A 13,344-nucleotide genomic window follows, 5' to 3' on the forward strand; every position below is an offset into this window, starting at 1 on the left:
GCCGATCTGCGCCGCGCTGACCAAGGCGGACCTCAAGATCTCTCCGAGCACCTACTACGCGGCCAAGGGCAGGGAGCCTTCCGCGCGGGCGCTGCGCGATGACGAGCTCAAGCCGGTGATCGCGAAGGTCCACGAGGACAACTACGGCGTCTACGGGATCAGGAAGGTCCATGCTCAGCTGAACCGTGAGGCGGTCCTGGCCGGCACCGAGGCGGTCGCCCGTTGCACGACCCAGCGGCTGATGAAAGACCTTGGCCTGCGGGGGATCTCCCGCGCGAAGGGCCCTCGCACGACCGTGCCCGGAACGGGGCCGGACACGCGGCTGGACCACGTCAAACGGGCCTTCGTCGCCGACTGCCCAGACCGGCTCTGGGTCGCCGACATCACCTACGTCCGGACCTTCGCAGGGTGGGTCTACTGCGCCTTCGTCCTGGACGTGTTCAGCCGCCGGGTCGTTGGCTGGCAGGTCTCGACCTCACTGCGCACCGACCTGGCCCTGGACGCCCTGAACATGGGCCTGTGGACCCGCCAGCACGACGGCCACGACACCAGCCACCTCGTGCACCACTCAGACCGCGGCGTGCAGTACGTCGCGATCCGGTACACCGAACGCCTCGCTGAGGCCGGCGCCGTCGCGTCCGTTGGAAGCAAGGGCGATTCCTACGACAACGCCATGGCCGAGGCGTTCAACAGCCTGTTCAAGGCCGAGCTGGTCCGCAACCGCGGACCCTGGAAGAACATCGACGACCTCGAGATCGCCGTCGCCGAGTACATCGACTGGTTCAACTTCCGCAGGCTCCACGGGGAGATTGGGCTCATCCCACCCGTCGAGTACGAGACCAGCCACAGAAGCAACACCCTCACCGGAGCAACCGCTCAGCGTGAGTTGGAAGTCTCCATCAAACCCGGTACTTGACATTCCTCGGCGTCAGCTGGCGCATGCACCCGGCGATCACGTCCTACGTCTCCGACCTCGCCTACGACGGCCGGCTCGTCTCCGGCCCCGGCCGAGAGCGCCAAGCGGTCACGGCGGTCGGGCTGCCCGCGTCGGGGATCGCGGTCGTCGATGTCGCCCACGTCGGCAACTCCGCTGCTTCAACTGTCGAGGTCGAGGCGGTGGCCGAGCTGTGGCATGCGCTCGAGGGCGGCACTTTCACTGATCTCCACGGGGTGGCCCGCGCCATGACGGCTGACGACCTGCTGGTCGTTGCGCCGTACAACAACCAGGTCGGGCTCCTCAAGCGCGCTCTACCCGGGGCGCGGTTCGGGACGGTCGACAAGTTCCAAGGTCAGGAGGCGCCGGCAGTCATCTACTCGATGACCAGCTCCAGCGCAGAGGATGCCCCGCGTAGGGTGTCGTTCCTCTACGACGTACACCGTCTCAACGTCGCGGTGTCCCGGGCGCAGGCGCTGTCGATCGTGGTGATGAGCCCGCGGCTGCTGGAGGCCAACGTGCACACGCCGGAGCAGCTTCGGCAGGTCAACGCGCTCTGCCGCCTCGTCGAGCACGCGGCGCTGGTCTGAGGTCTACCCTCCGAGCCGTGGAGCGCTGCGACCTCACGGACCTGTCGGTCGATGCGTGTGGTTGTTCCAGGCACCGAGCCTCGCCGGGGTTCAACGCGAAGCACGAAGCCGGTGCTGACGCAGCGGAGGCTGCGATGCCGATGGCAGTCTCACCCGACATCCGGCTCAACCCAGCGCAGGACGGGAAGGTCCACCGGGCGGACTGCTGGAGCCTGGAGGGCATCGAGGGCTTCCAGAAGCGGGCTGACTGGAGCTCGTACCAACCCGTCGACGCTGTCTTCGTGCGTGCCCATCGGGAGCTGTGCTGCTCCAAGTGCGAGCCAGGCCGCGGGATCTAGTGCGACGACTGGCCCGAGTTCGGCGCGAAGTAGCGCAAGAGCAACAGACGGAAGGCGCCTGAGCCGGCCGACCTCGACGCGGAAGGCGGCCGCAGGATCTGGTCGGGACTCTGGGATCGGAGACGGTGGCTACGCGCTGAAGATCGCGAAGCGCTTGGCGAGTAGGTCGCGGTCGGGGTGGTCGGCGAGGTGGCTGGGGAGTTGGAGCTGCCAGCCGTGGACGGCCTGGATGCCGTGCTTGAGCATCGGGCCGTCGACCTCGGCGAGGACGTCTTCGCGCACCTGCACGACGTAGTCGGGGCGCACGCCGAGGATGCCGCGGTCGTACGCGGCGTGGTGGATCTTGCAGAGCGACAGCCCGTTCGGGACGACGGGCTGACCGCCCTCGGAGTCGCTGAGGATGTGGGCTGCGTCGAGTAGGTCCACGTGTTTGAGGCGGCAGATGGCGCAAGCGCGCTCGTAGGCCTGGAGGACCCGCGCTCGGAAGACCGGCTGATGGAGCCTCAGCTTGGTGAGCCTCTCGGCGTACGCCCGAGTGTCGCTCGTGGGTTGGGAGCCTGCCAGGAAGCGCAAGGACTCGTCGACGGCGATCTCGACGAAGCGGCCGACAGGGTCGTCCGCGACGACGTAGACCGGGAGCACGGGGACGAAGGCGCCGGCGGAGATCCCGCGGAGCAGGATCAGCGGTAGCCGGAGGTCGAAGGCACGACGCAGCTTGCGGTTGTCACCCGAGTCGGGGTCGCCGCTCCGGTAGGCGTAGCGCAGCAGACCGTCGGCGGTCTCGACGTCGTCGTACGGGCCGCGCGGCTGGCTGAGGATGGACAGCGTGGCGGCCAGCTGGCGCGGGTTGCGGATGCCGCGCGACTGGTCGATGAGCTTGATCTGCTCGCCTTCGTGGTGGAAGGCCTCGAGCTCCGGTCGGGTGATCACGCCCCCGGAGTCGGCGGCCTTCTCCGCAACGTAGGCCATCGCCGCAGCACGCACCCTGAGCTCGTCCAGCACGGTCGTAGCTTGGCACCAGCCGCTCGGCGCACGCGTATTGGCCGGGCGTGTCTGCGCGGTGACATCAGGCTCACCTCTTCGTGATCTATGGGCGAATCCTCCAGGCGACTGGTCTGCTGGGCCGACGTGGACCGGGGGGTGGGCATGAGTGACAACCAAGAGATCGTCGTACGGCCGTGGAAGCGATACGGCAAGGACCGCAGCTACGTCGGGACTGCGTCAGGGGCGACGCTGGGCTACCGCGACAACGTGACTGGACTCGTCCATGTCGACGACGAGGCGATGCGCCCTGCGGTCCTCGCGGCCCTAGGCGAGGCATCGATCCCGCAGCAGCCGGTGACAGGCCCGGTGGCGGAGTACGTCGTCACCGTGGAGCGCTGGGCCGAGGACCTCGCGGTCAACGCCCCTGGTCAGGGCGCCAAAGAGAAGGCGCAGGACCTGCGCGCACAGGCGCCGGTGAAGAGCTTCCTGGCGCGGATGCTGGGAGTGCACACGGACGAGAGGGCCTGGCGCGTCGGTGCAGCGGGCGAGCGCATCGTCGGGTCCGAGTTGGCAAAGCTCGAGCGCCGGGGCTGGCAGGTGCTCCACGACGTCCCCGTGGGCGAACGCGGGGCCAACATCGACCACGTGTTGGTCGGACCGGGCGGCGTGTGGACCGTGAACACGAAGTACCACTGGGGCGGGCGCGTCTGGGCGTCCGGCAACACGGTCAAGGTCAACAACTTCTACCAGCCCTACGTCCCGAAGGCGGTCCACGAGGCGCAGCGAGCGAGCCGGTTGCTTACGACTGCGGTGGGTCGCCCGGTCGTCGTGCGGGGCATCGTCGCGATCGTCTGCGACCACCGGGAGGTCGTGCGCCAGCCCAACGGCGGAGAGGTGCTCGTCCTCGGTCCGCGGGAGGCGAGGGAGTTTCTCGCCGGTCTGCCGGCCGTGCTCGCCGTCCACGAGGTCGACGGCATCGCCGCACACGCGCGTCGCAGCACGACGTGGACCCCCTGATCTGCGGCGCCGCGTCGCTGCCTGGCCCCATGACGAGGTCTGCTCGCGCGCTCGTGGAGCCATGACGCCGACCTGTGGCGGCCATGGTGTCCGGGGTCTGGGAGAGACTTCGCGCCACTCACCACCCACGAGGCAGGCTCCATGACCGACCGGATCATCACGCCGTCCAAGATCACGGCGTGGCTCGACTGCGCGCACTACCTGGCGATGAAGCACCAGGTGGAGGACGGGCTGCGCGAGCGACCGCATGGCGGGATGGGGGCCTTCGCGCGGCTGCTGGCTGACAAGGGGCTGCAGCACGAGCGCGACTGCCTGGACAAGCTGCGGTTGGACAAGGTCGTCCACGAGGTGCCTGAGCGGCTGCGGGGCGAGTCGTTCGCTGCGTGGACGGAGCGGATCGGGGACCCGCTGGCCCTCGATGTCGACGTGCTCTACCAGGTGCCGCTGCTGCACGACGGCATCCGGGGGATCGCGGACTTCCTCGTCCGGGTAGTGGGGCTGGACGGGTCGACCACCTGGGAGCCGGTCGATGCCAAGCTGGCCCGCAAGGAGGCGAAGCCGGGGCACGTCCTGCAGTTGTGCTTCTACGCCGACGCGATCGAAGCGCGCACCGGGCGGCGTCCGGAGCAGATGCACCTGTGGCTCGGGTCGGGGGACTATGAATCGCTCGACCTCGCGGACTTCGCGCCGTACTGGCGGCGGCTCCGGGGGCAGCTCCGCGCGCTCGTCGACGCCCCGCAGAGCGACGCGGTCACGCGGCCGGAGCCTTGCGACCACTGCGCCTTCTGCGAGTTCGCCGACGTCTGCGACGCGCAGTGGCGCGATGAGGACGCACTGCTCTACGTCGCGGGGCTGCGCGCCGCGGACCGGCAGGTGCTCGAGGCCGGGGGCGTCGCGACGCTGACAGCACTCGCCGACCGGGTCGACCCGGTTGTCGACCTGTCGGAGGAGCGGTTGGCTCGGGTGCGGACCCAGGCGGACCTGCAGCGCGCGGCGCGCGACGGTGACGGTGCGGCTCCGCCGTACGTCCTCATCCCTGCTGGGGAGGACGCGGTCTGGGGGAGGGGTCTCGAGCAGCTCCCGGAGCCGGATGACGGCGACGTGTTCCTCGACTTCGAAGGGCACCCGTTCTGGACGGCGAAGCAGGGGCTGTTCTTCCTGCTCGGGCTGATCGAGCTCGATGCGACGGGCTCGTGGGTATACCGCTGCTGGTGGGCGCACTCGCCGGAGGCGGAAGCACAAGCGGCGGGCTTGCTGATCGACTACCTCGCCGAACGACGCCACCAGCATCCGGGAATGCACGTCTACCACTACAACCACACCGAGCGGTCGTCGCTGGAGCGGCTGGCTACCGACTACGGGGTCGGTGAGGTGGTGCTCGAGCAGCTGGTGACCACCGGGGCGTTCGTCGACCTGCTGTTGGTCGCGCGCAACGCTCTGCAGGTCGGGACCGAGTCCTACGGGCTGAAGGCGCTCGAGACGCTGACGGATTACGAGCGCGGCCACGACATCGACCAGGGCGCGGGTGCGGTCGTGGAGTACGAGAACTGGATGAAGGACGGCGACGCCGCCGCGCTGTCGCGGATCGCTTCCTACAACGAGGACGACGTCCGGGCCACGCGCGCGCTGCGTGACTGGCTGGTCGGCGTGCGGGCTGAGGGTCTCGCCTGGCGGCACGCCGTCCTGGACCCGGACGACGAGCTTCCCGAGCTCGACGAGCAGGTCGCCGCGTTGCACGCGTTTGGTCCCGAGACCCCCGAACACCTGTTGGGCGACGTGCTCGGCTACTGGCGGCGGGAGTGGAAGGCGCACCTGGCACCGCTGCTCGCGCGCTGCGGCGCGTCGACGACCGACCTGTTCGAGGACCCGGAGGCACTGGCGGGGCTGCACTCCGGGGTCGTCGTCGAGCGGCTCGGTGCTCGCGGTCAGGCCGTCACGCCCGTGCTGCGCTGCGCGTTGCCTCCGCAATCGGTCGACGGCATCGAGGTGGGGGACGCGGTGCTCTTTCCCACGCCCGAGGGGCCGGTCGGCTACTCGTCCGTCGTCCGGCTGGACCCCGAGTCCGGCGAGGCCGACCTGATGTGGAGCGCGACGTGCGCCGATCTGGGGTGGCAGCCATCGGCGGTCGTCCTCAACGACTGGGTGTCGCCGAAGCCGAAGCCCGCTGCTCTGTCAGAGCTGGCCGCGTCGGTGCTGGCGGGCTCGACGTCGGGGCCGGAGTTCGCGCTTCTTCGGCGCGACCTGCCGCGCTTCGTGGCGGGTCGGGGACCAGTGGGCGGCGTCTTCGGTGACGACGTCCACGAGATGACGGCATGGGTGGCACACCTCGACTCTTCCTACGTCGCGATCCAGGGACCTCCCGGGACGGGCAAGACCTACCGCGGGGCTCATCTCGTCCGCACACTGGTCGCGGCTGGCAAGCGGGTCGGGATCACGGGCCCCAGTCACTCGGCGATCAACAACCTGCTCGAGGCGGTGCTCGACCTCTACGACGAGAACGGCGATCTCGAAGGCCTGTCCTGGATCAAGCGCGGCGGCGCGGGAGTCCGTGGGGTGCCCACGGCCGCGAACCCGAAGGCGGGCGCGAAGTCGTCGTACGCCGTCGTGGCTGGAACGCCCTGGCACTTCGCAGGTGCGGACATGGCTGCGGCGCCCGTGGACGTGCTGCTCGTCGACGAGGCTGGCCAGGTGGGGCTCGCGGACGCGTTGGCGGCCTGCCGGTCGGCCCGCAACGTCATCCTGCTCGGCGACCCGCAGCAGCTGCCTCAGGTCTCACTGGCCTCGCACCCGGGCGGTGGCGGGCTCAGCGTCCTCGAGCACGTCCTGGGCGGCGAGCGCACCGTCTCGGCGGACCGTGGTGTCTTCATCACGGAGACGCGACGGATGCACCCGGACGTGTGCGGCTTCATCTCCGACGAGATCTACGACGGGCGGCTCAGCAGTCACGAGTCCTGCGCTGGGCAGACAACGGTCTTCGGGACAGGGCTTCGCTGGCTGCGAGCCACGCACACGGGCAGGGTCACCGAGTCGGAGGAGGAGGCGGAGCTCGTCGTCGCCGAGATCGGTCGGCTGCTCGGGACGCCGTGGACCGATCAGCACGGAGTGGTGCGCCCTCTCGGTGCCGGTGACGTCCTGGTGGTGGCGCCGTACAACGACCAGGTGAACCTCCTGCGATCGCGCTTGGCGGCCGACCCGGCCATGGCCGAGGTGGCGGTCGGGACCGTGGACAAGTTCCAGGGACGGCAAGCCGCAGTGGTGCTGTTCTCGATGACGACGTCGACGGCGGCGGACATGCACCGCAGTGCGGACTTCCTCTTCTCGCGCAACCGCTTCAACGTGGCAGTCAGTCGAGCGCGGTGCCTTGCCTACCTGGTGTGCACAGAGGAACTGCTCAACAGTCGGGGGCGTGATCTCGAGGAGATGCGGCTTATCTCGACGCTGTGCGCCTTCGCGGAGCGAGCCACGTGACTGCTGCGCTCCCGTGCTGAAGACAGGCAGGTGCTGCCGGGAGCGCATGGCGGTGGTCGCATCGGGTGCCGTCACCTGATTGCCTACCGAGGGGCACTGGCCCAGACCTATCGAAAGGGATCGACGATGACGCCCGACGAGGAACACGCTTTCTACGCCGACCCTGCGAACCAGACACCGCAGGGACCAGCAACGCGACGGCTCAGCGATGCCGTTCCGGTCCGGCTGGATCCCGAGGTGCTGGCAGCCGTTCGCGAGCGGGCCCAGCGCGACGACCGGTCGATCTCCAGCTGGATCCGGCTCGCGGTCGAGCACGAGCTGTCCCGCCCTGCCTGACGCCGCCGTCACCCTGACGTGTCACTCACGTCGACCGGGAGCGCTCAGGGGCGCGGGTCCCAGAGCTCTGCCTCGTCGAGGCGCTTGCGGATGCCGCCGTCGCCGACGGAGGCGATGAGTTCGGGGTCGCCGACGACGACCAGCTGGGACCGGGCGCGTGACAGCCCGACGTACAGCATCTCCTTGGCCTTTGCCTCGTCGCTGAAGCCGTTGACGGCCAGCACCACGCAGCTACGCTCGAGTCCCTTGAACCCGCTGACCGTGCCGTAGCAAACGGACTCGCCGCTGAAGTAGTCCTCCCAGTAGGCGTCCCAGCCGCCCGGGCCCTTGATCGTCTCGTCGTGGACCGAGTGCCGGTGGTGTGTGGTGAGCAGGGCGAGCTGCCCGGGCTCCCAGGTCTCCTCGAGCAGGTCGACGGCGTCGTCGGCACGGGTGAGCGCGTCGGCGGTGTCGCAGGCGACGAGGCGCACCCGCGGGCCCTTGAGGCCCTTCGCGGTGGAGCGGACCGTCACGAGGCTGCTGAAGAAGCCGGCGATCCGCTGGGTGTTGCGCAGGTTGCGGCTGAGGATGATCGGGGGCAGGTCGATCGGGACCTCGCCCTGGCGCGGGAAGACCCGCTGGCCGCTGTCGAGGAAGACGTAGAGCCCTTCGTGGTCCGGGCCGCGCAGCGACGCGCGCACGGTCTCCCACCACTGCTCGCCGAAGTCCTGGCCCTCGTCGACGACGACGGCGTCGAATCGCTGCTCGATCGGAGCGGCGGCGGCGAGGTCGAGGACGGAGCGGGGGAGCTCCTGCTCCCAGTAGCGGTCGGCGCCGAACTCGTCCGGCGGAGGTCCGCCCCACGTGGTCCCGAGCCGGTGGAACAGACCGACGTAGGCAGGCGGCTTCGACCAGGTCGCCGCCTCCTTCTGCAGGAAGGCCGCGAGCCCGCGTGAATAGCAGACCAGCGCGACCCGCTTGCCCTGCGCGGCGAGACGGCGGGCCTGGGCCATCGCGAGCCAGGTCTTGCCGGTGCCGGCCCCGCCGATGACCATGAGCTGGGGGAACATCTGCCACTCGGCGACCCGCTCGGCGAGCTCGGCCGACAACGCATCCGACACCTGCTCGGCCACGGCGACATCGGACTGCTCAGGGTCGGTCATCAGTCTCGGCATCAGCACGTCGGTCAGCTGGTCATAGGCCTCGCGCGACAGCGGCGCATGGCCGTCGCCGTCGGTCGCTGCGGTGAGCACCCGCGCTGCCAGCTGTGCCATGTCGCCCCGGTCGACGACCTGAGTGCGCCGGAAGTCGTGCGCGTCGTAGTCCCCGACGTCGACATGGGGCAGCACGACCAGGTGCTGCGTCCGGGCGCGGGCGGCGAGGCAGCCATGCTCCTGGAGCCACTCGGTCAGCAGGTGGCGGACCTCGGAGGCCTGCTCCATCGGGTTGAGCTTGAGCTTGTGCTCCTCAGCCCCGCGCCTGCTCCAGAACGTGCCGCCCTCGTCGCGCTCGACGTGCCCGCCCTTGACCTCGATCACGACGAGGCCCTCGCCCGGCCAGGCGACGAGGAAGTCGATCTCGCGCTCGCTGCGGCCGTCGGGCAGGCGCAGCGAGTAGAAGACTGCGCAGTCGGCCGGCAGCTGCGTCGCGAGCGCGTCCCAGACGGCGCGCTCGCCCCATCGCAGGTCGCGCTCGGGGAAGTCAGGTGGGAAGAACCGCGCCATGACGCGGACTCTGCCAGCCGGTTGCGAGGTTGGCGGGCAGGCGCAGCCACTCGCGCAGGTGGAGCGGGTGACGTCTGGCAGGTCGTGACTCGCACGCACAGCGGGGACCGTCGGCGCGTACGAGCGAATGTTGTCGGATCTCCACGCCAAGATGTGCGCTGTCGACGGCAGGGGGTGCAGTGGAGAACGACCTCGATCGCACAGGGGTGACCATCACGGCGTGGAACGTGCGCGCCGGGCTCACGCCAGGGAAGTTCGAGAAGCTCGAGCGGCTGGGGGCAGACGTGATGGTCGTGTCCGAGTTGCAGTCGACGTATCAGGCACTCGAGGGCTGGAGCGTCGCGCTCCGTGCGAGCGAGGGCTCGCGAGTGCTCGGCGTGCTGGCTCGGCCAGGATGGGTCATCAGCCCCGTCGCCCACGACCCGGGTCTCCCCTGGATGCTCCCCTTGGATGTGTCCGGACCGTCGGGTCAGCGTCTTGTGCTGTTGGCGCTGTGGACGGTCGCGGGCAAGGGCCGGCCGTCCTACCCCAAGCAGACACAGCAGGCGATCGCCGCGTGGGAGTCCGCGTGCGAGGCCGCCGGTGTAGCTCCGTGGGAGCGCACCGTGCTCGCCGGCGACTTCAACGCCTCACTCCAGACCACGAACGCTGTCGGCCACCGCACGACGCTCCAACAGCTGCGTGAGCGTGGCCTCGTCAGTGCCTACCACCAGGCACACGGGTGCGAGCACGGCCAGGAACCCGAGGGCACCCTTCGCTGGGTCGGTCGCGGCAGGGTCGTCTCCGACTTCCACTGCGACTTCGTCTTCGCGAGCGAGGACCTGGCGTCTGGGCTGGGGGCGGTTGTGGGCAGCTTCGAGCAGTGGTGCGGGCCGGGGCTGAGCGATCACGTGCCCGTGACGGCGAACATCCTCTTCCCTCTGCCGGCGCAGCACGTCCGCACGTGACCACGACCGACGGCGTCGTTCTACGGGACACGTCCGATGAGACGGGGTCGCGGCATCTCGTGGCGCGGTTCGAGGCGGGCGCCATTCTCCTGGTGGGTCAGGACATCGGACCCAGCGTCGCCGCGGTCTTCGGCAGGGGGTTGAGCGAGTACGAGTGGGCGCAGAAGGTGCTCCCCGCCGACGTGCCCAGGGCGTTGGAGCTCGCGGGATCGTCAGGTCCTGTGCTCGAGGGACTTCGAGGACTCGTGGCGCGTGGTGAGGTTGACACCTGGATCGCAGCCCTGAGGGATGAAGGTCTGGTGCGACTCGAGTGGTCACATCACTCGGACTGATCTTCGTCAGTCGCACGAGCCCGACTGGACCAGGTCGTTGATGGCCGCAACGTCGATGGCGCGCAGGCCGACCCTCGGGTCCGGGCCGACGGCGAGCACGCGGTCGTGCGCGTCGGCCCACTGGCGGAAGCGGCCGGTCAGGCGGTGCAGCTCGTCGTCGACCCAGATCAGCCGGCGGTCGGTCTGGTCGAGCAGCCGACGGACGACGTCGTACTTCCACCACTCGCCCGACAGCGGGTCCGGCGCTGCGGGCGCGACGGAGGCGTGGCTGACGCCCATTCCCTGGGTGGCCCAGCCCTCGGCGCCCTCGTCCTCGTAGGTCCCGGCCACCGTCAAGTGCGGCAGTCCGAGCAGCGCACGGAGCTCGCCGTTGGCGTCGTGGCCCCACGTCGTCAGCCACTGGATCTCGACCTGACCCGCCTCGTGCCAGGCGAGCAGGCGGTCGACGACAGCGGGAGCCCAGAGGATGGGCCAGCTCGTACCGTCCGACGTCGCCGACCCGCGACGCCAGTCGGGCCAGGCGGCGCGGTGCTCGCCGTGGTCGCTCAGCGCGTTGAGGACGCCGTCGACGTCGAGCAGCAGCAGGGGTGGCGGGGTCACGCGCGCCCCACGGTGAAGCCGCCGCGACCGGCCCCGGCGCGGAAGAAGACGCGCAGCGGGTGCTCGTCGCCGAGCACGTCGGCGATCGCGTCCGCCGTCTCGGCATCGCGCAGTCGTGACGAGGACCGCAGTGCCTCGGCCAGCTCGCGGGGCAGCAGCCGACGCAGGCGCTGCACCTCCCACTCCTCGAGCAGCACCGGCGCCATCCCGGCGTCGTCGGCGAAGCGCAGGGCCAGCCGCCCACCGGTGGTCTGGCGACCGCGGTTGCGACTGCCGAGCGTCGCGCTGTACGACGAGATCTTCGCCGCGCGGCTGCTGTCGACGCGGGCCTCCTCGTCGAGGGCGTCGAAGAGGTCGGCCTCCCCGAGCAGCTCGGCGGCCATCGGCGCGGGCAGGGTCGACGCGTCGCGGCGCAGCCGCCCGCTGGTCTCCTGCAGGAGGCGCGACGCCTCGGCGAGGCGGCCCTGGCTGAGCAGCTTGCTGGACTCGCGCTTGGCCTGCTGCGTCTGCTGGAACAGCGCCTCGCTGCGCACCTGCGGGTCGGGGATGCGCCCGGCGGCCTGGTCGCCGGGGACGACGTTGACGTGGACCGGGACGGTCGTCACGTGCTGCACCAGGTCGGGCAGCGAGACGTGGGTGAACTCGAGGGTCGCGACCTGGGTGAGCCCGAGCGCGGCGATGGCCGGGATCTGCAGCTTCACGAGCAGCTTGCGGGTCTCGCCGGAGTAGAACGAACCGAGCTCGAGCATCGCGCCGTCGTCGAGGCCGACGACCGGCAGGTCGTTGAGGACCTGGATGCCCGCGACGTGCCGCGTCCACGTGACCCGCAGCGATGCGGCCTGGGCGACCTGGGTCAGCAGGCCGTCGACCTCGCCGCTGATGAGGGCGACCGCGGTGTCGGCCTCCTCGGCGAACAGCTCGTTGCCCGCCCCACCGCGGGCCAGCGCGGACAGGAGCGTCTCGTCGTACCCGAGTCCGAAGCCCAGGGTCGAGGTCGTGACGCGGTGGGACTGCGCCTCGACCGCGACCTTGCCGAGCTGGTCGGGGTCGGTGACGCCGGCGTTGGCGTGGCCGTCGCTGACGATGAGCACGGTGGCGCCGGCCGGGCCCGCGACGCGGCGGGCCTCCTGCAGACCGCGGAGGTAACCGGCCGACAGGTCGGTGTTGCCGCGCGCGTCGACCGCGGCGATGGCGGCCTTCACGCGCTCCTTGTCCTTGAGCGCGCCAGCAGGGACGACGACCTCGACGTGGCCGTCGAACGCGACCAGGCCGAAGTTGTCGCTCGGGTCGAGCCGGTCGACGAGGCTGAGCAGCGCGGTCTTGGCGCCCTTGAGCCGATCGCCGGCCATCGAGCCGCTTCGGTCGAGGACGACCTGCAGGGTGGCGGGCTGGCGCACCTCGGTCGTCGCGGGAGTGGGGGCGGTGAGCTCGACCAGCAGGGTCAGCTCGTCGGCGGTCTCGACGGCGACGAGGTCGCAGTCGAGGCGGGTGGACAGGTGCATGGGCACTCCAGGTGAATCGGATCGGGCAGGGCTCAGGGGCTCGACGGGCGTGGCGTTCGAGCGGGGTGGTGCTGTGGCGGGGCGGCACCAGCAGTGCCGAGCGGCGCTAGCAGGCCGTGCGGCGGCGGCGCTCGAGGACCCGCTGACGGCTGGCGCCGGACACGGCCGGCCGACCGGCGCGGTGCAGTCGGCGGTGGCACTTCTTGTGAATCCACTCGACCTGGCCGTCGTGGCCGTGGTGGCCACCGAGCTTGCCGCCGTCGTGGCACACGACGCAAGAGGCCGGCGCGGTGGTGGCCGCGCTCGCTGTGGCGGCGGTCCTGGTCAGCGTGTTGGTCATGTCGTCCCCCTGGGTGTCGTGGCTCGTCGTATGGCCCCAGTGTGCGGAGGGGGTGCGACAACACCTCGCCGGGCGTGACACCGGCCCAGGACGACCAGTGTTCTCGCCTGAGGTGAACTCGATCGAGTGCAGCTGCTCACGATCAGGTGCACCTGCACCCGATCGAGTGCAGGTCCCGAGCGCAGTCACGCCGCTGGAGCACGAGCACGTCCACGGCCCGCCGCCTGTGCCAACAGGCCAGCCGACTGCAGGC

13 protein-coding genes are annotated in these 13,344 nt (G+C 70.3%); 8 read left to right on the plus strand and 5 right to left on the minus strand.

The window, feature by feature from the left end:
* From Q8R60_18985 to Q8R60_18995, 3 genes are all read left to right on the plus strand, one after another.
* Window positions 1-916: IS3 family transposase (locus Q8R60_18985; protein MDP3714556.1), on the plus strand; the 916-nt coding region annotated here is incomplete at its 5' end.
* A gap of 23 nt (window positions 917-939) precedes the next feature.
* Window positions 940-1,524 carry a C-terminal helicase domain-containing protein gene (locus Q8R60_18990; protein ID MDP3714557.1) on the plus strand — a complete coding sequence of 195 codons (585 nt, stop codon included), beginning with the start codon at window positions 940-942 and terminating at the stop codon, window positions 1,522-1,524.
* 140 nt (window positions 1,525-1,664) lie between these two features.
* Entirely contained in the window at window positions 1,665-1,862 is a 198-nt protein-coding gene (locus Q8R60_18995) for a hypothetical protein (protein MDP3714558.1), read from the plus strand.
* 129 nt (window positions 1,863-1,991) lie between these two features.
* On the opposite strand, the gene Q8R60_19000 is transcribed toward Q8R60_18995, so the two are convergent.
* The gene (locus Q8R60_19000; protein MDP3714559.1) at window positions 1,992-2,864 is read right to left on the minus strand and encodes a restriction endonuclease; all 873 of its coding nucleotides are present in this window, start codon (window positions 2,862-2,864) and stop codon (window positions 1,992-1,994) included.
* 144 nt (window positions 2,865-3,008) lie between these two features.
* Here Q8R60_19000 and Q8R60_19005 point away from each other — a divergent pair, with 144 nt between their 5' ends.
* The 3 genes from Q8R60_19005 to Q8R60_19015 all read left to right on the plus strand — a co-directional run bounded on the left by Q8R60_19005 (window position 3,009) and on the right by Q8R60_19015 (window position 7,667).
* Entirely contained in the window at window positions 3,009-3,863 is an 855-nt protein-coding gene (locus Q8R60_19005; GenBank protein ID MDP3714560.1) for a nuclease-related domain-containing protein, read from the plus strand.
* A gap of 141 nt (window positions 3,864-4,004) precedes the next feature.
* The gene (locus Q8R60_19010; GenBank protein ID MDP3714561.1) at window positions 4,005-7,331 is read left to right on the plus strand and encodes a TM0106 family RecB-like putative nuclease; all 3,327 of its coding nucleotides are present in this window, start codon (window positions 4,005-4,007) and stop codon (window positions 7,329-7,331) included.
* Window positions 7,332-7,457: 126 nt separating this feature from the next.
* Complete coding sequence (locus tag Q8R60_19015; GenBank protein MDP3714562.1) at window positions 7,458-7,667, plus strand: YlcI/YnfO family protein; 210 nt, start codon at window positions 7,458-7,460, stop codon at window positions 7,665-7,667.
* Between the two features lie 44 nt (window positions 7,668-7,711).
* On the opposite strand, the gene Q8R60_19020 is transcribed toward Q8R60_19015, so the two are convergent.
* Window positions 7,712-9,370 carry an NERD domain-containing protein gene (locus Q8R60_19020; GenBank protein MDP3714563.1) on the minus strand — a complete coding sequence of 553 codons (1,659 nt, stop codon included), beginning with the start codon at window positions 9,368-9,370 and terminating at the stop codon, window positions 7,712-7,714.
* A 206-nt stretch (window positions 9,371-9,576) separates the two neighbouring features.
* Here Q8R60_19020 and Q8R60_19025 point away from each other — a divergent pair, with 206 nt between their 5' ends.
* Both Q8R60_19025 and Q8R60_19030 read left to right on the plus strand, forming a co-directional pair.
* Window positions 9,577-10,317 carry a hypothetical protein gene (locus Q8R60_19025; GenBank protein MDP3714564.1) on the plus strand — a complete coding sequence of 247 codons (741 nt, stop codon included), beginning with the start codon at window positions 9,577-9,579 and terminating at the stop codon, window positions 10,315-10,317.
* Window positions 10,314-10,649 (plus strand): hypothetical protein, encoded by a 336-nt coding sequence (locus Q8R60_19030; protein MDP3714565.1) that lies wholly within the window; start codon window positions 10,314-10,316, stop codon window positions 10,647-10,649. Before Q8R60_19025 ends, Q8R60_19030 begins: the two co-directional genes overlap by 4 nt.
* 6 nt (window positions 10,650-10,655) lie before the next feature.
* Here Q8R60_19030 and Q8R60_19035 read toward each other — a convergent pair whose 3' ends face one another.
* From Q8R60_19035 to Q8R60_19045, 3 genes are all read right to left on the minus strand, one after another.
* Window positions 10,656-11,249: an HAD domain-containing protein gene (locus Q8R60_19035; protein MDP3714566.1), complete on the minus strand. Its 594-nt coding sequence runs from the start codon at window positions 11,247-11,249 to the stop codon at window positions 10,656-10,658.
* Window positions 11,246-12,751, minus strand: a complete 1,506-nt coding sequence (locus Q8R60_19040; GenBank protein MDP3714567.1) for a VWA domain-containing protein — start codon at window positions 12,749-12,751, stop codon at window positions 11,246-11,248. The genes Q8R60_19035 and Q8R60_19040 overlap by 4 nt, the downstream gene beginning before the upstream one ends.
* A 106-nt stretch (window positions 12,752-12,857) precedes the next feature.
* Window positions 12,858-13,091, minus strand: coding sequence for a hypothetical protein (locus Q8R60_19045; GenBank protein MDP3714568.1), 234 nt, complete (start codon window positions 13,089-13,091; stop codon window positions 12,858-12,860).
* Window positions 13,092-13,344: the final 253 nt, after the last annotated feature.

Source organism: Mycobacteriales bacterium (assembly GCA_030697205.1).
GTDB lineage: Bacteria > Actinomycetota > Actinomycetes > Mycobacteriales > SCTD01 > JAUYQP01.